Origin of the sequence: Treponema sp. UBA6852 (assembly GCA_002449305.1) — a bacterium.
GTDB lineage: Bacteria > Spirochaetota > Spirochaetia > Treponematales > Treponemataceae > Treponema_D.
Map to the genome: position 1 here is coordinate 70,891 of DKDI01000048.1, position 21,030 is coordinate 91,920.

21 protein-coding genes and 1 tRNA gene are annotated in these 21,030 nt (G+C 35.7%); 12 read left to right on the plus strand and 10 right to left on the minus strand.

All coding sequences use genetic code 11. The features are described 5' to 3' along the window. Positions 1 to 2 precede the first annotated feature (2 nt). The 3 genes from lon to B3209_RS11140 all read right to left on the minus strand — a co-directional run bounded on the left by lon (position 3) and on the right by B3209_RS11140 (position 4,373). Complete coding sequence (lon, locus tag B3209_RS11130; RefSeq protein WP_296690631.1) at positions 3 to 2,408, minus strand: endopeptidase La; 2,406 nt, start codon at positions 2,406 to 2,408, stop codon at positions 3 to 5. Between the two features lie 49 nt (positions 2,409 to 2,457). After that, complete coding sequence (gene ade / locus B3209_RS11135; RefSeq protein ID WP_296690633.1) at positions 2,458 to 4,188, minus strand: adenine deaminase; 1,731 nt, start codon at positions 4,186 to 4,188, stop codon at positions 2,458 to 2,460. A gap of 103 nt (positions 4,189 to 4,291) precedes the next feature. After that, positions 4,292 to 4,373: transfer RNA gene (locus tag B3209_RS11140), tRNA-Leu, on the minus strand. Between the two features lie 132 nt (positions 4,374 to 4,505). On the opposite strand from B3209_RS11140, the gene B3209_RS11145 reads away from it, so the two are divergent. Then, complete coding sequence (locus B3209_RS11145) at positions 4,506 to 6,161, plus strand: hypothetical protein (protein WP_296690635.1); 1,656 nt, start codon at positions 4,506 to 4,508, stop codon at positions 6,159 to 6,161. Between the two features lies 1 nt (position 6,162). Here B3209_RS11145 and B3209_RS11150 read toward each other — a convergent pair whose 3' ends face one another. The 5 genes from B3209_RS11150 to B3209_RS11170 all read right to left on the minus strand — a co-directional run bounded on the left by B3209_RS11150 (position 6,163) and on the right by B3209_RS11170 (position 9,724). Then, positions 6,163 to 7,227, minus strand: a complete 1,065-nt coding sequence (locus B3209_RS11150; RefSeq protein ID WP_296690636.1) for an NAD-dependent epimerase/dehydratase family protein — start codon at positions 7,225 to 7,227, stop codon at positions 6,163 to 6,165. Then, positions 7,224 to 7,934, minus strand: coding sequence for an IspD/TarI family cytidylyltransferase (locus tag B3209_RS11155; protein WP_296031894.1), 711 nt, complete (start codon positions 7,932 to 7,934; stop codon positions 7,224 to 7,226). The genes B3209_RS11150 and B3209_RS11155 overlap by 4 nt, the downstream gene beginning before the upstream one ends. Before the next feature lie 3 nt (positions 7,935 to 7,937). Continuing rightward, positions 7,938 to 8,759 carry a LicD family protein gene (locus B3209_RS11160; protein WP_296690638.1) on the minus strand — a complete coding sequence of 274 codons (822 nt, stop codon included), beginning with the start codon at positions 8,757 to 8,759 and terminating at the stop codon, positions 7,938 to 7,940. Between the two features lie 66 nt (positions 8,760 to 8,825). Next, positions 8,826 to 9,272 (minus strand): hypothetical protein, encoded by a 447-nt coding sequence (locus B3209_RS11165; protein WP_296690639.1) that lies wholly within the window; start codon positions 9,270 to 9,272, stop codon positions 8,826 to 8,828. Beyond that, entirely contained in the window at positions 9,272 to 9,724 is a 453-nt protein-coding gene (locus B3209_RS11170; protein WP_296690643.1) for a DUF3990 domain-containing protein, read from the minus strand. Before B3209_RS11170 ends, B3209_RS11165 begins: the two co-directional genes overlap by 1 nt. Before the next feature lie 84 nt (positions 9,725 to 9,808). Here B3209_RS11170 and B3209_RS11175 point away from each other — a divergent pair, with 84 nt between their 5' ends. From B3209_RS11175 to B3209_RS11225, 11 genes are all read left to right on the plus strand, one after another. After that, the gene (locus B3209_RS11175) at positions 9,809 to 10,405 is read left to right on the plus strand and encodes a recombinase family protein (protein ID WP_296690645.1); all 597 of its coding nucleotides are present in this window, start codon (positions 9,809 to 9,811) and stop codon (positions 10,403 to 10,405) included. Positions 10,406 to 10,436: 31 nt separating this feature from the next. Then, entirely contained in the window at positions 10,437 to 11,396 is a 960-nt protein-coding gene (locus tag B3209_RS11180; protein ID WP_296690647.1) for a glycosyltransferase family 8 protein, read from the plus strand. Then, positions 11,396 to 12,373, plus strand: a complete 978-nt coding sequence (locus B3209_RS11185) for a glycosyltransferase family 8 protein (RefSeq protein WP_296690649.1) — start codon at positions 11,396 to 11,398, stop codon at positions 12,371 to 12,373. The genes B3209_RS11180 and B3209_RS11185 overlap by 1 nt, the downstream gene beginning before the upstream one ends. Positions 12,374 to 12,381: 8 nt before the next feature. Beyond that, the gene (locus B3209_RS11190; protein WP_296690651.1) at positions 12,382 to 12,804 is read left to right on the plus strand and encodes a glycosyltransferase family 2 protein; all 423 of its coding nucleotides are present in this window, start codon (positions 12,382 to 12,384) and stop codon (positions 12,802 to 12,804) included. A 140-nt stretch (positions 12,805 to 12,944) separates the two neighbouring features. Beyond that, positions 12,945 to 13,319 carry a hypothetical protein gene (locus B3209_RS11195; RefSeq protein WP_296690653.1) on the plus strand — a complete coding sequence of 125 codons (375 nt, stop codon included), beginning with the start codon at positions 12,945 to 12,947 and terminating at the stop codon, positions 13,317 to 13,319. A gap of 91 nt (positions 13,320 to 13,410) precedes the next feature. Beyond that, the gene (locus tag B3209_RS11200; protein ID WP_296690657.1) at positions 13,411 to 13,836 is read left to right on the plus strand and encodes a DUF6078 family protein; all 426 of its coding nucleotides are present in this window, start codon (positions 13,411 to 13,413) and stop codon (positions 13,834 to 13,836) included. A gap of 147 nt (positions 13,837 to 13,983) precedes the next feature. Then, positions 13,984 to 15,429, plus strand: coding sequence for a flippase (locus tag B3209_RS11205; protein ID WP_296690659.1), 1,446 nt, complete (start codon positions 13,984 to 13,986; stop codon positions 15,427 to 15,429). A 51-nt stretch (positions 15,430 to 15,480) separates the two neighbouring features. Beyond that, positions 15,481 to 15,816, plus strand: coding sequence for a DUF2442 domain-containing protein (locus B3209_RS11210; protein ID WP_296690661.1), 336 nt, complete (start codon positions 15,481 to 15,483; stop codon positions 15,814 to 15,816). A gap of 13 nt (positions 15,817 to 15,829) precedes the next feature. Further along, positions 15,830 to 16,879, plus strand: coding sequence for a capsular polysaccharide synthesis protein (locus B3209_RS11215; RefSeq protein WP_296690663.1), 1,050 nt, complete (start codon positions 15,830 to 15,832; stop codon positions 16,877 to 16,879). Further along, positions 16,876 to 18,012: a glycosyltransferase gene (locus B3209_RS11220; protein ID WP_296690667.1), complete on the plus strand. Its 1,137-nt coding sequence runs from the start codon at positions 16,876 to 16,878 to the stop codon at positions 18,010 to 18,012. Before B3209_RS11215 ends, B3209_RS11220 begins: the two co-directional genes overlap by 4 nt. Positions 18,013 to 18,115: 103 nt before the next feature. Further along, positions 18,116 to 19,741, plus strand: coding sequence for an AAA family ATPase (locus B3209_RS11225; protein WP_296690670.1), 1,626 nt, complete (start codon positions 18,116 to 18,118; stop codon positions 19,739 to 19,741). 100 nt (positions 19,742 to 19,841) lie between these two features. On the opposite strand, the gene B3209_RS11230 is transcribed toward B3209_RS11225, so the two are convergent. Beyond that, a complete protein-coding gene (locus B3209_RS11230; RefSeq protein ID WP_296690801.1) occupies positions 19,842 to 20,867 on the minus strand; it encodes an acyltransferase family protein in 1,026 nt (341 codons plus the stop codon). Continuing rightward, the gene (locus B3209_RS11235; protein ID WP_296690805.1) at positions 20,848 to 20,979 is read right to left on the minus strand and encodes a hypothetical protein; all 132 of its coding nucleotides are present in this window, start codon (positions 20,977 to 20,979) and stop codon (positions 20,848 to 20,850) included. The genes B3209_RS11230 and B3209_RS11235 overlap by 20 nt, the downstream gene beginning before the upstream one ends. Positions 20,980 to 21,030: the final 51 nt, after the last annotated feature.

Here is a 21,030-nt window from a genome sequence, read left to right on the forward strand (position 1 = left end):
CACTAAAAGACAATGTCAATCACTTCCTGAACATGGGACACTGGAATAAATTTTATTCCGCTTTTTACGTGCTCTGGAATTTCATCAAGGTCGCGGACATTCGCTTTTGGAATTATAATCGTCTTTATCTTGTTGCGTTTTGCAGCGACAGTTTTTTCCCTAAGTCCGCCAATCGGAAGCACCTGCCCTGTAAGGCTAAGCTCCCCTGTCATTGCAAGATTCGGCTTAATTTTCTTTCCCTTTAAAAGCGAAGTAAAAGTTACTGCCATTGTAATTCCTGCGCTAGGTCCGTCCTTGGGTGTTGCACCTTCAGGAATATGCAGATGAATTGTGTTTTCCTCAAACCACTTGCTGTCCTTGATTTTATTTTCTATTGCAAACAAACGGCTCCAGTTCATGGCAATCTGCGCGCTTTCCTTCATGACATCGCCCATCTGTCCTGTAAGCTGAAGCCCGCCTTTAGAAGACTTTATCGCAATTGACTCCAAAAGCAAAGTGTCGCCGCCCATGCTCGTCCAGGCAAGACCAATTGCGGTTCCAGGCACAGAAGCTGTTTTTATCTGGCTTTCATCAAAAACCGCCTTGCCAAGATATTTTCTGACTTCTGGAATATCGATGCTGAAAATTTTCTTTGCAACAGCCTCGCCAATTTTTGCAGAATCAGATGCTCCATTTTTTTCAAGCTGGCTTACTTCCACGGCAGCAAGTTTTCTGTTTATCTTATCAATGCACTTTTCAAAATTGCGGACTCCAGCTTCCCTTGCATATTCTGTTGCAATCAAAGCCAAAGCCTGTTTTGAATATTTCACTTGATTTTTCTTGAATCCGTTTTTAACAAGATTTTTTGGAAGCAAATATTTCCGCGCAATTTCAATTTTTTCCTGATCTATGTAGCCTGAAAGTTCAATTATTTCAGCGCGGTCAAGCAAAGGACGAGGAATTGTGTCTAAAGTATTCGCAGTAAGAATGAAGAAAACCTTGCTCAAATCAAACGGTAAATTCAAATAGCTGTCGCGGAAAGTTGAATTTTGTTCAGGGTCAAGAACTTCAAGCAATGCGGCTGAAGGATCTCCCTGCGCGCTTGCATTCATTTTGTCAACTTCATCAATCATAAAAACAGGAGCTTTCGACTTTGTAATTTTCAAGCCTTCGATAATCTGCCCCGGCATAGAACCAATGTAAGTCCGTCTAAAGCCTTTTATCTTTGACTCGTCATGCTCGCCGCCTACGCTGAATCTAAAAAATTTTTTGTTCATAGCATTTGCAATTGAACGTCCAACGCTAGTTTTTCCAACTCCCGGAGGTCCAACCAAAATAAGCACAGAACCTTTTCCGTCGTTTTTGAGCATACGAACCGCAAGATATTCTATGATTCTTTTTTTTACATCTTCAAGACCATAATGGTCATTTTCAAGAATTTTTGAAGCTTTTTCAATATTGTAGTTTTCAAGCGGCTCGTCATTCCACGGAAGAGAACAAACCGTTTCAAGATAATTGCGGCTCATATTGTAGTCAGGGTCATGCGGATCAAGCAAATGAAATTTTTCAAGCTCGCTATCCAAAGCTTCTTTAACCTCGCCTTTAAAATTGAATGACTCTATTTTTGACTTGAACTTCTGATAGTCGCTTGTCTTTGAATCCCCGGCAATTCCAAGTTCTTCCTGAATACTTTTCATTTCCTCGCGCAAAAAATATTCACGCTGATTTTTTTCAACTTTTTCATTTAATTCAGTCTGAATTTTTTTCTGAACACGGAAAATTTCCTGCTCTTTTTTTATAAAGACAAGAACCTGCTCCATTCTTTTGTGGACATTTGTCATTTCAAGAACTTTCTGCTGTTCTTCCTTGTCAATATTCAAAATTGAAACAATGAAGTCAGCGATTTTTCCAGGATGATCAATGTTCACCATATTAAGGCGCATTTCCTCGCTGAACATCGGATTGTTTTCGCTGATTTCCTTCATTTCGCTTATAAGAGCGCGCGTAAGAGCTTTGACTTCAAAAGTATTGTCCTCTTCGTCTTCAAGATATTCAACAGCCGCAACAATAGGATTTGAGCTGTTCAAGACCTTGCGGATTTTAAAACGCTGCAAAGTTGAAACAAAAACATTCACGCCGCCATCCGGCAAATTTATTTTTTTTATAATGCGGGCAACAGTTCCAACTTTATGAAGATCAACTACAGTCGGATTTTCTTTGTCCTCTTTTAACATGACGATTCCAATGAAACCGTCGCCTGCCAAAGAATCTTCGATAACTTTTATGTCCTCGGAATTATTTATCATAAGCGGCGTAAAAATTCCCGGAAAAATCGGACGGCCGCCAATAGGAAGAATATTAAGTTTTAAAGGAAGCTGAGTTTCAGCTGGAAGTCCTAGAATTTCTTTTTCGTTTGATTGTTTTTTCATAAACTATAATATAATCAAAAATTTAGAAAAATACAAATGACAAAAATTATCAGTCAGCTTCAATCGGCGTAAAGTTAAATTTGCAAACATCAAAAAGTCCGCGCGGAGTAAGCTTTATTTCAGGAATTACAGGCAGGCTCAAAAATGAAAGTGTCATAAAAGGTTCAATTTCACGGCTGATTCCAAGTTCATTCCAAGCAAGCTCCAAAAGATTTTTCAGAGTCTGGCTCACTTCCACAAAGCTCTTGTCAGACATCAAGCCCGCAATCGGAAGAGGCAAAGAGCCAATGACTTTTTTATTTTTTATAAGAATAATTCCGCCGCCCATTTTGTTAAGCTCATTTATAGCAACAAAAATATCGTTGTCGTTGTCTCCCGCGGCAATAATATTGTGGGAATCATGGGCAATTGTAGTGGCAATCGCTCCGCCGCTGATTCCGTAGTTTTCTATAAGTCCTTTTCCGATTTTGCCAGTTTTCTTATGCCGCTCCATTACAATAAGTTTTTGAATCTGCGGATTTTTTTTGCAGTCAAAAATTCCGTTTGTCAAATTCACATTTAGAATTTTGCATTTAGTTACAAGCTCATGATTTTTTAAGCTTATGACTTTTGCTTTTTCAGAACTCAATTTTATTGCTAAATCTTCTATTATAAACGGCTTAATATGAACTGAATGAGTTACAGCCTTGTCTACCCTATTTAGAATTTCAAAAACAGCCTTTCCGTTTTCCGCAACTAATTTTCCGTCTATAAAAACTTTTTCAGCATTAAAGTCTTCAAGATTATCAAAAAGCACAATGTCCGCAGAATATCCAGGCGCAATCAGACCAACATCATTCAAGCCGTAACATTCCGCAGCGTTTACAGTCGCCATTGCAATTGCCGTAAAACAGTCGAGGCCGTTTTTTACAGCAAGCCTAAGATTTGCGTTTATATGCCCGAATTCAATTATATCCTGTGGATGCTTGTCGTCTGTGCACATTGCGCATCTTCTGGAATTTTCTTTTGTTACAGAAGGAAGAATTTCCGTCAAATTCTGAGCAGCAGAACCTTGACGCAAAAGAACATACATTCCGTTTTCAAGCCGCTCTAAAACTTCCTGCGGAAAACTGCACTCATGGTCAGTTTTTATTCCTGCCGCAGAATACGCATTCAGAGCAAAGCCATTCAAGCCAGGCGCATGTCCGTCTATAATTTTCTGAGCATTTTTTGCTTCGCATATTTTTTCCAGAACTTCAGAATCGCAGGAAAAAACTCCGGGCGCATTCATCAATTCACCAAGTCCCAAAATTTCAGGCTCTTTTAAAAGATTTTCAACTGATTCTGAATCAAGAACAGCCCCGGAATCTTCAAAGCTAGTGGCGGGAACACAGGACGGAATCATAAAATGAACTTTTAGAGGAACCCGGCGCGCAGAATTAATCATAAAGTGAATTCCCTCAGAGCCGCTGACGTTTGCAATTTCGTGAGGGTCGGCAATTACCGTTGTCGTTCCTTTTGGAACTACAAGCTGCGCAAAAGATTCTGGTGTGCACATTGAAGATTCTATATGAACATGAGAGTCTATAAGTCCTGCGACCGCAAAAAGCCCGTGCGCGTCAATTTCAGTTTTTCCACGGTACAAGCCAATACCGGCAATCAAGCCCTGCTCTACGGCAATGTCCGCATTTTTTACAGTCCGCGTTATTGGGTTTACAACACGGCAATTTTTTATTACAAGCTCCGCCTCGCATTTTCCAGAAGCGGCATTTATAAGGAGCGAAAGTTTTTTTGCATTCATGCTGAAATTGTAAAACCCGTCAAAAAAAATAGCAAGAAGTTTTCTCTAGTTGAAACAGCAATTCAAGGCATAAAAAAAGGACTGCAATCTAGCAGTCCTTAAGTGCGGAGAACCTGACTTGAACAGGCACAGCTTGCGCCACCAGCACCTCAAGCTGGCGTGTCTACCAATTCCACCATCCCCGCATTGCTTTTTGCAAAGCGTGATAATACTATATCAAGCTGAATAAATTATGTCAATAGAAAAACTTCAATTTTTTAAGTTTGTAAGAAAATTTACAGTTGATTCTATCACTCCAAAAAAGCTATAATATGCACATGAAAAAAATCAACTTTATAATGCCAATTGTACTTTCTGTTGTTTCATCCCTTTTCTCCCAGGAAGCCCTAAAATCAACAGAAGAAGAATACTACGACTTTTTAAGCCTTACAGGACAGGCAGAACGCCCTACGCTCAACTACCGCACTTTAAGCGACAGCGAATGGCAGATTACGGACGAAAATCATCTTTGGAAAGACAACAATCTCGGAACAAAGCGCACATTGTATGAATCTGACACAACAGAAACAAACTGGTTTACAGCAGGAATTGACCGCAGCGTAAAACTCAAGCTCTACGGACCAGAATGGTTCAATTCCTATAACACAAAAGCCCCATACGGCCAAAACGACGGTGCGCTCTGGCAAGGAAAAGGCTACAACACAAGCCTTACAGCCGGCGCAAGACTTGAAGCCTACGGACTGGAGCTGACATTCAAGCCGCAGTTAAGCTGGAGCCAGAACAGGGAATTTGATTATATGCCAGGAGTTTATGGCAGCGAATATTCATATTTCTGGAAAGGCAACATAGATCTTGTACAGCGTTATGGAGACTCTTCATTCTGGACATTTGACTGGGGCGACACAGAAATCCGCTATTCATGGAATAATTTTACAGCAGGCTTTGGATTTCAGTCTCCGTGGCTAGGATCGGCTTGGCTCAATCCAATGCTTGGAAGCAACAATGCAGGAACATATCCGAAATTCGACATAGGACTAAGAAAAACAAAAGTCTATATGCCATACACAAACTGGTATATTGGAGAAATAGAAGGGAGAGCCTGGCTTGGGTATTTGACAGAATCAGACTATTTTGACAACGACGGCACAAACGACCATCGCCAGCTTACAGGATTTTCAGTCGCATACTCACCGTCTATTTTGCCGGAACTTACGCTATCAATAAATAAAATCAGCCTTGCACGTTGGGATGAAAAATCAGCAAAATATTTAAATCCTCTTTATGATTCAAACGAGTTCGAAGATCAAAAAGCTTCTTTTGGTGCAGACTTGCTCTTCCCTACTGTAGGATTTGAAGTCTATGGCGAGCTTGGAGTTGACGACTATAATGCAAGAGGATTCGCAAATCCTTTTCACACAGCAATTTATACTGTTGGGGCAAAAAAGGAACTTTCATTCTTTAGAAGATTTCAGAAGTTTAACATAAGACCAGAAATTATATTTGAGTGGAGCAACTTTGAAATGTCTCAGGATTTTCAGCTTCAATGGAACTATATGGGGTATTATTCTCATAGTCTTATAGCTCAGGGGTATACACAAAGGGGACAGATACTCGGAGCTGGCAGCGGATATTTTGGAAACAGTCAGTACATTGCGCTCCGTACACATTTCTCAAAAGGAAGCGTTACCCTCTTTTTGCATTACAACAGACCTGACACAAATTATTTAAACAATTTCGGAGTAAACACAAAAGACAAAGACTGGTTAGATAAAGAAAAAAAGCAACATGATCAGTGGGGATGCTATAAAGCAATAAGAACTTATGGAATCAATGCACAATATTTTGTAACTCAGTCATTTCTTATAGGCGCAGAATTCAATACTTCATGGATTATAAATTCTGAATACAAAAAAGAAAAAGGAAGTGGTTACAGAAATAGCTATGGGGCTTTGAGAATAAAGTATAACTTTTAGGCTAAAAAAAGTAATTCCTATCTTGAAGAATCTTAATTGTTCTTTTTATTCCTTCTTCAATGCTGACTTTTGCAGACCAGCCTAAGGTATTTATTTTTTCTGTATTTAAAATCGCCCTTACAGATCTTGAATACCCGGCTTTTTCAGTTTCTTCTGGAATATCAAAAGCAACTTGCACGTTGCAATTTTTTGCAACCAGTTTAGCCAAGTCTTTTAAATGAATATTTGATTTTTTATCCGCAATATTATAGGCCTCTGTGCATTTGCCTTTCAGCATTAGAAAAACAAGAGCGCAGGCGACATCTGAAGAATAAATGTAAGAAAAATACTGTTCTCCGCTGCTTTTTAAGATTATGTTTTCGTTATTCAAACCGCAGCGCAAGAATTGACTTAAAGCCTTTGTATCATTCTTTTTTAAAGTCGCACCATACGAACGGGCAATTCGGGCGATAACCACATCGAAGTCTTTTTCTGCCTTATACGCCTGACAAAGAGTTTCAGAAATTCTCTTTGATTCATTGTAGCAGGCACGCATTGTGTTGCAGTCCAGATATCCAAAGTCTGATTCCTTAAATCCACCAGAAAGCTTTTCCTTATCATCTCCGTAAACTTCAACTGAGGAAGCAAGTATAAACCGGCACGGAAGATTTTTTGAAGCAATGTCTAAAAGTCTTTTTGTCCCATTAAAATTTATAAGAATCGTTTCAATTGGATATTTTGAATAATCATCAGGATGAGTATTTGAAGCAAGATGAAATATAAAATCGATTTTTTTATCTAAAGGAATCTTTTCTGTTAAATTTTCATTTGCAACATCGCATTTTATGTGCTGAATAAAAGTATCTTCAAATTTTTCAGAGAAGTTTTCCGCCGTTCTGGAAATTAAAAGCAAATATAAATCTAACTTATAAGTCTTAGAAAGAAAAACAAACATATCAACAAGTACAGATCCGATTAAGCCAGTTGCGCCTGTAATCAAAATCGTTTTTTTCTTCAATTCAAAAAAATTACAATTCAAATTGAGAACGCTTTTTATGTCTTCCTGATACAATCCGTTGTTTTTCATTTCAGCCACCCATCTTTTTCCATTTTCAGGTACGCTTTGAAAATCTCAAGATTGTCCTTCGTTGTGAGCTTTATGTTCCTGTCAGAGCCGGCTGCAAAATAAAGAGTCTCTCCAAGGTCAACCATCATCGTGTTTGTGTAACTTGAATTTCCTATTCCGATATTTTCTTCAAACGCTTTTTTGTAAGCCCAAATAAGTTTTGAGTATTTATAGGCTTGCGGAGTTGAAACCCTGCGCAAAGTATCACGAGGAATATATTTTTCTGTTGTTTCTTCAGTTTGTTTTACAAAAATCTGCTCATTATAAGGCATGGAAGTTACGGCATTTCCAAATTCTTGAGCTTTAGCGATTACATCTGAAAGGACAAAATCATCCACAAGAGGACGGACCCCATCATGGATTACTATTATGTCATCATCAGAAGCCTTGATTTCCATGATGCCGTTCCGAATTGACTCCTGAGCAGATGCCCCACCGTTAAAAACCCCCTTTAGCTTTGTGATTTCAAACTGTTTTGCATAAGCCCGGAGAATATCATGCCAGCCTTCAAGACAGACAACATAAATCTCGTTTATATTTGGATGCTTTTGAAAAGCCTCAAGTGTATATATAATCACAGGCTTGTCATAAACATTTATAAACTGTTTTGGAATATCCTGCCCCATGCGGTTTCCTACTCCGCCGGCAATTATCAAAGCTATGTTCATATTTTATTTCCAATAAGCTCTAAAATCATGTTTTGGCACCTGATTTTCTTTAGGAGGAAGTTTCATGTAGTCGCCATAAATGTTTTTAAGATAGGTTTTGTAACCACACATAACATTATATTTTTTTCCCTCGAATTCTAACTCAAAACAAGAATTAAACACAGATTTCGGCATTTCTTCTTTCTTTCCATATCCGAAAACCGAGCAAGCTACATAATCAGATGAAAAATATTTTTTTGTCGCAAATTTGTTTATTTTTTTTGCGAAAATATTTGCAGGAAGAAATCTAAATAAATAAAAAAGAACAATTCTGAAAATTCGCTTTACAAAACCTTCGTTTTTATTTCTTTTCTGATAAATTACTGTTGCAAAATTTCTTTTCTTAAAGATTTTTTTCCAATATTTTTTTCTTTCTATAAAGCTATTCGGCAAAAAGTCAACAGGAAAAACATCAACGTAAACTCCAAGATTATCAATAGGTCTGTCATAAGACTCAACAAGTTTAGTTTGTGTGTCAACAACTTTTGCAAAAGGCTGAAAATATTGCCTATCATTAAAACAAGTTAAAACTTTAAATTTTGAATAATTCGTATTACAGTTAAAAGAGGAACAAAATTTTTCATAATCAGCACGTGGCATAATTATATCAATATCATCATCCCATGGAATGTAGCCCTTGTGACGTACCGCTCCAATTAATGTTCCTCCGCACAAAGAATACCTTATATTATTTTTCATACAAAAAGTATGAATATAATCAAGTATAGATAATTGTATTGTTTTTAATTCATCAATATTAATTTGCTGCATTAAACTTATTTCCACAAAAGTACAGATTTATGGAAATACTATAGCATAATTATCTGATATTGTCTAACAACTTAATGGTAGCTATAAAGACTTATAAAAAAGATAGATATTCTCAGGAGTGTCGTAGTATAGGCTGGAATTGAAATCCTCGATTTTTTTGCATATTTTTGAAGTGAAAATTCTGACCATCGCAGTAAATAGGTCAAGACTTTCTTTTTTCATAAGAACTAGAATCAGCCTTTTGTAGACTTTGCCAATATCAAACACTGATGGAATTTCAAAATGGACATCTTTTTCTGTGTCGTAGCTTCCTGTTTTTATGCCTAGCTTTTTTATAAACTCCATAGCCACATCTTTTATGTTTTCGCAATGATAAACATCTGCCAGCTCATAAATTTTCTTCAAGTTTTCCATCCCAAGAGATTTTATTACAATGTTTTTCTCATTCTTTGAAATTCTGCTTATACATTCAATCAGGCTGCATAAATAAAACAAATCGTTTTCGCTTTTTGATTCTCTGTACTCCATTATTTTACCTCATAGCTTTCAATAAATTTTATGCATGACAGGGAGTTTTCTGAACAAAAGCAAATTTGGTTTGTCGGATACTTAAATTTTGCCAATGCCCAAAACTGCTCCCTTGAGATATTCCCCTCCAGAAAGTCAAAGACATAGTTATATATTTGGTCGTCAGCCATAGGACCGATTACAATGTCGTAACTGTGTTTTTGTCCACTTCTGCATGATGCGATAAAATCAAGCCATTGGTCATTCATTTCTTTGAATTCAAGAATTTTCAATTTTTCATTAATTAAGAAGTGATATGAGGAAACGACTTTTGTATCGTATCTTTTTGCCCAGCGTTCAGCCTGTTCTTTTATTACAGTGCAATAAAATCCGTCTCCAAAATCTTTATTTTTGGAAGAGCTAATAATCAAAGGCTTTATGACTGCACAGTAACTGCCATGATAGATTCTCATTGTAACTTCCTGCTCTAGTTTTATCATAATGTAGCATAAAAAAAAGTTTTTGTAAGAAATAAATTCAAGAAAGATAATATAAAAATGAAAACAAAATATTTTGGTTATATGCGGGTTTCCACAAGAGAGCAAAATGAGGACAGGCAGAGAATTCAATTGAAAAAAGCTGGAATAAAAGATTCAAAGTTGTATTTGGATAAACAGTCTGGAAAAGACTTTAACAGAAGAAATTACAAAAAACTGATTGGCGAGCTTGATGAAAATTCAGTCTTATTTATCACGTCTATTGACAGGCTTGGAAGAAACTACAAAGAAATAATCGAACAATGGAAAATAATAACACAAACAAAAAAATCTGACATTGTTGTCCTTGATATGCCTCTGCTGGACACACGACGTTCAAAAGACTTGCTTGGAACGTTGATAAGCGATCTGGTTCTGTCACTCTTAAGCTATGTTGCGGAAACAGAACGTACATTCATAAAAAAAAGACAAAAAGAAGGTATTGAAGCTGCTAAAAAACGTGGTGTGAAATTTGGAAGACCAAAGGTAAAACTGCCAGAACTTTTTCTGCAAGCTGTAGAGGCATGGAAAAACAAAGAAATAGTTTTAAGAGAAGCTTCTGCATTATGTAAAATGCCAATTTCAACATTTCATAAAAAGGCAAAGGAATTTATTTAGATTTCCATAAATCTGTACTTTTGTGGAAAATATGGAATCATTAAATCTCGTTTTATGCTCTGATAATAATTTTATTCTTCCTAGTTTGGTAACAATTAATTCTGTTTTGCAACATAATTCGGATTCTTTTTTTTCAGTTTTTATTGTTACAACAGGACTGTCTCAAAAAAATATAGAAACAATAGAGGATTTTTCAAAACAGAGAAATAAGCAGGCAAAAATAGAAATTATCACAGCAAACAAAGATATTCTAAAAGACTGCCCGATAAAGAAAGGCGACCATGTTTCTTTATCTGCATATCTACGGATTTTTCTTCCGTCAATCCTGCCAAAAAATATAAATAAAATTCTCTACCTTGACGGCGACATTCTTTGTGTATCTTCTATTTTGGATTTTTACAATGCAGCTATACAAAGCAAATCTTGCTCAGCTGTAATAGATGAGCGGAACAATGATGAAGAGATTTTTAATCGGCTGGAATATCCAAAAGACTGCGGCTATTTTAATTCAGGGGTAATCCTAATAAATCTTGAGTATTGGCGGAAAAATGACTTTCAAAACAAGACTTTGAATTATATTTTCAGCAACAAAGAAAAATGCTTATGGCATGACCAAGATGCGCTCAATGTAACTCTTGCAGGAACAGTTGACTTTGCAGATTTCAAGTACAATCTTACGCAAGGCTTTCTTTTTGACAAAAACCAGCTAAAAATAGATTCAAAATATTATCCAAAGATTGACAGCGCAATTAAAACTCCCTGCCTGATTCATTATTGTGCGACATATAAGCCTTGGCATATAGAATGCAACTCGCCCTTCAAAAAACTATGGCGGCAAAGCTATAAAAAAACATTCAAAAAAAACTGCCGTTTGCAGTTCAAGAACAAAGGCGCAGAAAGAATAAAATGGTGCATAAAATTGATTTTGAACACACTCAAGATAAAAAAGTATGCAGATTTCAGGAAGAGTATTATTGGAATAGAAAAGTGATGAATATATGTTTTGCAACTGATGACAATTATGTAAAGGCAACTTCAATCGCAATAATGACAGTTCTGCTCACAAACAAAGACGAGGAAATTTCTTTTTATATTTTATCGCAGTCATTAACAGAAAAAAACAAACAGGCTTTACAAAATACAGTTTTTAAATATTCATCAAAATCCCAGATTTGTTTTTGCATCTTAACAAGTTCAATAATTGATAAGTTTTATTCAACAATAAAAAAGGAAAATCATGTTTCACTTGCCACATATTTAAGGCTTTTTATTCCAAGTCTCCTGCCAAATAGTGTCCAGAAAATTCTTTATCTTGACGGAGACATAATCTGTACCGATTCTTTGCGCCCACTTTACGAAACTGATTTAAAAGACTCTTCGCTTGCAGCTGCTCACGATGAACGAACCTGTGATTCTGAATGTTTTGAAAGATTAAATTATCCAATGAAGAATGGATATTTTGGAGCTGGAGTTCTTCTGATAAATGTTGACTACTGGAGAAAAAATAATATTCAGAAAAAATGTATTGGTTTTGTTTTGAACAATAAGAAAGTCTGTGTATGGCACGATCAGGATGCGCTGAATAAAATCCTTAACGGAACAGTAAAGTTTTGCCATATAAAATATAATGTTTATGAGCATCTTTATGAAAATGAAAACAATTATCCTGCTTTATTTAACACAGAAATAAAAGAAGCCGTTGAAAATCCTGTGATAATCCACTTTTGCTCCGGAAGAAAGCCATGGACATTTGAATCGCGGTGTCCTTTTACTTCCTTGTGGCTAAAACTATACAAACAATTATTTGATAAAAAATGCCGTTTGGTTCACCGCTACAAAGGAAAGACAAGATTTTTATGGGGCATAAAAAAAACTCTTCATAGGCTTGGAATAAAGAAGTATGAAGAGTTTGAATATTCAAGAGGATATTTTAATTTGAAAAAGAAAATTGAGGAAAAATATTTCTAGGATAAAAAATGAATAACAGTCCAATTGTTTCTATATTAATGCCGACATACAACCATGAAAAATATATTTCACAAGCAATCGAATCTGTTCTCGCTCAAGAAACAAGTTATCGCTATGAATTATTAATCCATGATGACAAGTCAACTGACACCACATTGAAAATTGCCCAAGAATATGCAAAAAAATATCCAGACAAAATTTTCTTGCTAACAGAAAAAGAAAATCAGGGCCTCTTAAAAAGTTACAAGAAATTAATTGGATATTCAAAAGGAAAATACTTAGCAATTTTGGAAAGCGATGATTATTGGATAGATAAAAACAAGCTTCAAATGCAGATAGATTTTCTTGAAAATAATTATGACTATGGAATAGTTGCTGGCGACATTAGAAATATTGATGAAAATGGCAACACAATCACCCCCCCTGCATAAACACGCATATACGGAATACAAATCGATGGTACGAAAAACTTCTAGGAAATAATGGAATTCAAGGCGCTTGCTCCGTTGTATTTCGAAAATCAGACTTTTTGTCATATTGTGATATAGACAGCTGGATTGAAAATAATTTTGTGACATTTGACCATTTAACATGGCTTTCCATTTCATTTCATAAAAAATGCAAATATTTTGCAAAAACTCTCGCTGCTTACAGAATCGTCTCAACTTCAATTTCAAATAATGCAAATAAAGAAAAGCAATTATATTTTGCCATCGGAATTGCAAAAATAGAAGAATTTATTATCAAGAAATATGGTTATGGAAACCTTTCGTCTTTAGATTACAATCAAAAAATCTGTTTAAATATAATAGGCAAAGCATTAAAAAGGGAAAACGAAAAAATATTCTGCGAATATGCAAAAAGACTAACCCCCATTTCTCTAAAGCAAAAAATTATGCACTTTTTCCCGCATTTGTATTACTGGCAGTTTATTATTAGACACTAAAATTCTCATATTAGAGAACGAAACCTTTCAGAATGGAAGATTGTGGAAGAGTAGCTTCTTTTTACGCATTTTTTAGTGTATAATAGTCGCAATGAACCTTGTACCTCCAGAACAATATAAATTATGCTCAAACTCAGCCTGCAAAAAGTCTGAACATTGCCTCAGGCAGCTTTGCTACAGGCAGCTAACAAAAAATGACATTGGAATCTACGTTTTAAATCCGATGCTTTTCCCAAAGGAAAATGAGGAATGTCCCTATTTTAAGACAGACAAGAAAATAAAACTTGCCTGGGGCACAAAGAATATTCTTGATGATATTCCCAGCAAAAAAGCCGTGGAAATAAAAAAAGAGCTTCTTTTAAAATACGGAAGAACAAAATACTATCAGTTCTACAGATGCGAGAAGCCTCTTTTCCCGTCCGACCAGCAAATATTCATAAAAATCTTCAAAAAACACGGAGTCGAGGCAGAAATCAAATACGAAAGATTCACAGAAGACTATGACTGGAGCTATTAAAAATAGAGAAAAAAGTTTTACCAAAAGAAACAGAGTGTTTTTCTTGGTAAAACAAAGTGTTTTATTGGGAAAAACAGTCTGTTTTATCTGATAAAACGGCAGAATCGATAGAAGTATAAGAAAATGGAGTAAAATAATAATAGTAAAATGGTGCAAAAATCTCTAAAAAAGAATGCTGTCTACAGTTTTATAAAAGCGCTTATGAATCTTGCTTTTCCGCTTATATCTTTTCCTTATGCCTCAAGAATTTTATTGCCGGCAGGAATTGGAAAAGTAAATTTCGCAAATTCTGTAATAGAATACTTTACACTTGCCGCAAGCCTTGGAATTTTTTCGTATGCTGCACGCGAAGCTGTACGTGTCCGTGATGACAGGCATGCCTTGAACAAGATATTCCGCGAAATTCTTACTATAAATCTTATCTCTACTGCATTTTCTTACATTCTCCTTTTTATTTCACTTGTATTTGTCAGCAAATTTTCTGAATACAGAGTTCTTCTTATCGTATGCTCCACAAAAATTCTATTCACCACAATTGGTGTGGACTGGATTTTTAATGTGCAAGAAGAATATAAATATGTGACAGTGCGCTCTGTTATCTTCCAGCTCATAAGTCTTGTTATGCTTTTTGTTTTTGTGCGCACTCCTGATGACTATGTCGCCTATGCTTTTATGGGAGTGTTCTCAAGCGTAGGCTCAAACATCTGCAATATCTTCTATGCACGAAAGTTTGTAAACTTTTTTGAAAAAACAGCTATAGAAATCAAACGGCACTTAAAACCGATATTTACTTTTTTTGGAATGTCAGTTGCCTCAAAGATTCATACAGCCCTTGACTCTGTAATGCTCGGATTTATGTTAAGCGACAGCGCGGTAGGTTATTATTCTGCCGCGAATAAAATCAAGGGGCTTGTGGTCGGTCTTATAACAGCAATTCTTGCTACACTGCTGCCGCGCTCTTCTTATTATCTTGGACAAAACAAAAATGACGAATACCAGAAAATTGTTTCAAAGGCTTTGAATTTTTCACTATTCTTTTCACTTCCGTCCGCAATTGGAATAATGCTTCTGGCAAAACCGCTTATACTTCTTTTCAGCGGAGAAGAATTTTTAGCCGCACTTCCGGCAATGCTTATAATGTCGCCTGTGATAGTGTTTATAGCAGTGGCATCGTTTGCAGACAATATGGTTCTTATCCCACAAAGAATGGAAAAAGTTTCGCTTCAGTCGCAGATTATCGGCTGCATAGTGAATGTAACCTTAAACGGTCTTCTGATTCCTGCGTGGGGAGTTTTTGGAGCGGCATTCTCTACTTTTATTGTAGAAGGAATTATAACCGCCTACAAAATTTTCTTCAGCTTACAACATATAAAGCACAGGGGATTTGTGAATAATTTTATAAAAATTTGCGTTTCCTGTATTTTTATGGCAGCCGCTGTTTTTGCAATTCTTCTTCTTATAAAAAATGTCTTTCTGCAAATTCTGCTTGGAATTATTTCAGGCATGGCAGTTTATGCGGCTACAAATCTGATTTTACGGACAGATACAGCCTTAATGCTGGCAGAAACTATCAAGAAGCGGATTAAAAGATGACTTCTGTCTATACATATGATATAGTTTCAGTAAGTTGAAACGTTCTATTGATTGGTATATAAAAAAAGGGTTCTCAAAAAAATGGCAGAGTACTTCGTAAAAGGAAGAAGGAAAATCGCATATGTTCAGCCAAATAATGATTTCACACTCCTTTTAACATTCGATAACGGAGAGAAGCGAATTTTCAATGTAAAACCTCTTATAAAGAAAAACACTGTTTTTGAAACTTTATTAGACTGGAATAAATTCAAGCAGGTATATTTGGACTCTGACGGAACTGTCTGCTGGGACAAAGACAGCTCTGTTGACAGCAATATCTTTTGGAATAACAAAATAGACCTAAGCACAAACAGCTTATACATTGAAAGCCTGCCGCAAAAATGCTAGCAAGGAATGAAAAATGTTAGATATAATTACTAAGACAAAAATTCTGCTAAAAGAAAATAAGCAGAAAGAATTTTTTGATACATTGAAAGCATATATCCGCTATATATTTCTTTCTATATGGTTTAAGTTAACATTAAAAGAAAAAGATCCGGAGCTAAAAAAGGTAAACAAGAACTGGATTATTTACACATACCTAAAGCATAAGTATTCAGGCTTTTTAAATAAATATGAAATCAAAGAAAACAAGGCGCACGAGTATCCAGACGTAATATGGTGGTGCTGGTTTCAGGGAGAGGAAAATGCCCCTGATATTGTAAAAGCCTGTCTTGAAAGCGTCCGCAAAAATATGCCGGATAAAAAAATAAATATAATCACCGAATCAAATATGTGGGATTATGTTTCAATGCCGGATTTTATAAAGGAAAAATATAAAAAAGGAATTATCTCGCGCACTCATTTTTCGGACTTGCTCAGGCTTGAGCTTTTAATAACTTACGGCGGAACTTGGATTGACTCGACTGTTTTGTGCACGGCAGAGCCGAACTATGCTTTTAACACACCACTTTTTGCATTTAAGACAAATGAAAAAAACGACCCGGCAACTGCAGCTCAAAGCTGGTTTTTGTCTGCAGAAAAAAACAACCCGATTTTATGTTTAACAAGAGAGTTGCATTATAAATATTGGGAAAAATACAACTACCAAATTCATTACTTTATTTTTTACTTTTTTATGAAACTCGCCGCAGAAAAATATAACAAAGAATGGAATTTAATTCCGTTCTTTTCTGATGTTCCGCCTCATATTATGCAGCGTGAACTTTTCACAGAATATTCAAAAGAACGAATGGAACAGCTAAAACGAATGTCCGACATTCATAAACTGACATATAAATTCAAAAAAGACTCTGACCTTCAAAAAGAAAATACAATTTACAAGAAAATAATTGAGGAATACAAAACTCACGCTAATAAAAGCAGTGTTGTAAAAACCAACGGGGGGGGGTACAGAAGTAGAGTAATTTTTGCGTCTAAGGCGTTCTCCCATAAAGGAGAATGCGCATGATTGCAATTGACACAACTTTTTTTGCCCATTCAGAAGCAAAGAACAAAAAACTCAACTACTCCACTTCAATCTTCACAGCTGATTTACTGGACGCTTTTGTCCAGCTTGGAGCGGCAGACAACTTCTGCCTTATTGTTAATTTTAACCATGTTGATTTTTTTAAAGAAAGATTTCCGGCTTATAAAATTGTTGCTGCAAAGTGGTGGCCCGTCACTCTTCTTTACAAACTTACAAGGGGCAAAAAGACCGCAACAAAACTTATAAAAAAATGCGGCGCTTTCAGAAAAATTGCAGAGAAATGTGGCGCAAAAGCAATATGGTTTCCTTATGCTATGAACGAGACTTTTGTGCGGACAAATCTAAAGACATTCGCAACTATCCACGATATTTACAGAATTCACCACGGCACACAAAAGGAAGCAGCAAAATTCACAGAGTTCATAAATGACAAAACAACTTCCCTTATAACAATAAGCAATTACACAAAAAACGACATTGTAAACACAACAGGAGGCAAAAAAGATATTCCTGTAATTCCAAACTCTATTGTGTTTGATGTTTCAAGACAGCAGAAAGTTCCTGGGCTTGAACAAAAAAAATATATTCTTGATTTGAATGCATATATTGAAAAGAAAAATCCAATGACCTTATTAAAGGCCTTCAATCTGATAAAGGACAAGACAGACCTAAATCTAGTATTTTGCGGCGGATACAGAGAAGATAGCATTTGGAATGGAATGCAAGAATACATGCAGGCTAACCAAATTTCAAGCCGTGTAAAACTGCTGTTCCGTGTAAAAGACGAAGAGAGAAACTGGCTACTGGCAAATGCGGCGCTGTTTGTAACTCCGTCTTTATTTGAAGGATTCGGCCGCACGCCTGTTGAAGCCGCAATATGCAAAATTCCTGTAATCTCAACAAAAGAAACATCTCTTTTTGAGGCAACACAAGGACTGTGCAACTATGTGGAAAACGCAACAGATGAAAAAGAACTGGCGGAACTCATGCTGAATATAATAGAAAATCCGCAAGAAGAAAAACAGCTTGAAGAAATTGCGAAAAAGCTTGCCTGCATATACCAAGCGGAAAACTGCGCTAAGCTGTACATACTTAGTTTCCGCTCCTATGTCTGACAACACCACGATGTGCAAAACTTGAATCAATATAATTTTATTTGATTCAAGCAAACAGTTTTGATAGTGTAAAAAACAAAAATATGCTATTATTTATATCGCTATGGGCATATACTTAAATCCAAACAATGCGAATTTCACAGAAACCCTAAAACGTCCGATTTTTGTTGACAAGACAATGATTTTAAGGGAGCTGAACAAATTCATTGACTCTGACAATCATTATATCTGCGTTTCACGTCCACGACGATTTGGAAAGACTATCGCCTCGAATATCATTACCTCATACTATTCAAAAGGTTGTGATTCTAAAGAACTTTTTTCGGGATTAAAAATCAGCAGAGATAAAAGTTTTTACTCAAAACTGAACAAGTATAATTTTATAAAAATTGACCTTAACAGTGAATTCAGAAATTGCCGGACAAAGGATAATGTCCTTAATACTTTACAGGATTTTATAATCGAAGAATTTCAGGAACAGTTCCCGTCAATAAAAATCAGCAGTGGACTTTCTGTTGCACAGGCCATACAAAAAGTTTTCGACAAGACAGGAGAACAATTTATAATTCTTATTGATGAATATGATGTCCTTGTTCGCGAACAGATAAATGGTTCTGTTTCTGACAATCTTTTTACAGAATATCTGGACTTTTTGAATGGTTTGTTCAAGAGCGACACTTTGAAGCCTGCCATAGCGCTCGCCTATCTTACAGGAATCTTGCCTGTAGTCCGAGATAAAGTCCAATCAAAACTTAATAACTTCAGAGAATACACAATGCTGAATGCCTTTGACTTGTCAGAATTTGTCGGTTTTAATTCGGACGAGGTTGAGGCATTGTGCAAAGAATACAAGATTGATTTTTCAGAGTGCAGAAGATGGTATGACGGATACAAGCTTTCAAGAAATGTGACAGATAAAAACGGAAATATTTCAGAAATCAAATATGAAGTCTATAATCCGGAATCTGTTATTCTGACTTTGGAAACAAAGGAATTCGGCAACTACTGGTCAAAAACCTCAAGCTATCAGGTAATTTCAGATAGGCTTAGACAGAACTTTGACGGAACAAAAGATGCAGTAATAAGAATGTTGGGCGGTGAAAGTGTGGATGTGGATGCCGGCTCTTATCTTAACACAATGACAGATTTCAAAAATGCCGATGATGTAATGACATATCTAATCCATCTTGGTTATCTTTCCTATGACAAAGACGAGAAAAAATGCAGGATTCCAAATGGCGAAATAAGGGATGAATGGCAAAGGGCTATTGGAGACTGCGATGAATACAAGGCAACTGACAAAATAATAAAACATTCAAGGGAACTGCTGCAGGCAACGCTGGACGGTGAAGAAGAAATAGTTGAAAAAGCCCTAGATGAAAGCCACATTCATGTAACTTCAAACAGAAGCTATAATAACGAAGATGCGCTTCAATGTGCCATTTATCTTTCATATATCTATGCTCTGAACAAATATACAATTGTAAAAGAAATGACAGCCGGGAAAGGTTTTGCAGATGTTACATTTATTCCGCTCGCACAAAATATGCCAGCGATTATTATTGAATTAAAGCATGACAAAGATGAACACACTGCCCTGAACCAGATAAAAGAAAAAAAGTATTTTTCATCTCTTGAGCAATATTCAGGAAATTTGCTTTTTGTTGGAATAAATTACAATGAAAAGACTAAAAAACATAAATGTAAAATAGAGAAATTTAAAAAATAAACGCTCTGAGACAGAAGCACAGCTTTCAGAATGTTATAACAAGGAAAGCTGTGCAAAAAAGCATATGTTTGTATGCAGAATGAATCAGATACACAGACTTTCATTCTTCATGATAAAAGTATCTTGACAAGCAGTTTCTAATATAACCAACAAAGACAGTTAGCGGCTGTCTTATGAACAAATCTATTAGAGAGCAAACAATAAAAACAATCAAGCTGGAAGCTAATAAATACAATGGATATGCAGGGGAATCCGCAAAAGAATCACATAGCAAAATTTTATGCCAAATAAAAATTTTCAAAAAACCATTGACGTGTATAAGATAAACACCAAAAGTTGTTGACGCAATAAGGTTTATTATTCTATTAGAAAATGGCTTCATTTTTACAAATCCGCAAAAAATAAACACACTAGCAAGCAGAATAGGAAATTTGTTAATATTCCCAAGCAAAAGCCATTCCTTAAAAAAATCAACAGCTTTATAACTTTCCGAAAAATAATTCAATGCGCAGTTCCACAAACCACAAAAAACGCATATTAAAAATCCAATCAAAATATTTTTGACAGGATTATTGAATATTGGCGGATTGTATTTTTTTATATAACTTGCTATAAAATAAGCAGTGATAAAATAGTAAAGATTGCTTGGATGCAACATTCCCTGCCCTGGAACAAAAGAAACAACAGTGCCCAATATTGCCATAACTGCAATTAAATAAAAATGTTTTTTTCTTTCAATCACAGATGTCAAGTCATTTAGAATCGGAATAAAAAGGCAAAAAACTATATAACAAGTTGCAAACCAATTATTTCCCATTAGAACAGGAAGAAAAGAACGGATAAGATCTATTTTTCCAATAGGCTTTGCGGCATTGAAAAAGCCTACAGAATCATACAGGTCTCTATCATAAAAACCTATAGTCGGGATTTTTTTGATAAAAAAGAAAACACCTATTATTATCGAATAAAATAAAACCTGCTTCCAAATTTTTAAAAGTCTTTTTAACGAAAATGGTTCTTCACACAGAAACCACGCAGAAATAAAAACAAAAAGATAATTTCCTACTCCTCCACAAAAAGCGCCTATAAAAATTGAAAAGAATTCATTAAACGTCCCCCCCCCCATGGAATTTAAACTGCACTCCAAAATAGACACTGTGCAAAAGAACAATCATAAACATCGCAATAATCCTCAGTAACTCGAAATTCGAGTTTCTTTCCGCAATCTTTGAATTCATAAAATCTCCTAAAATATAGATATTTGTCATATCGGCAAGCTACAAAATGCC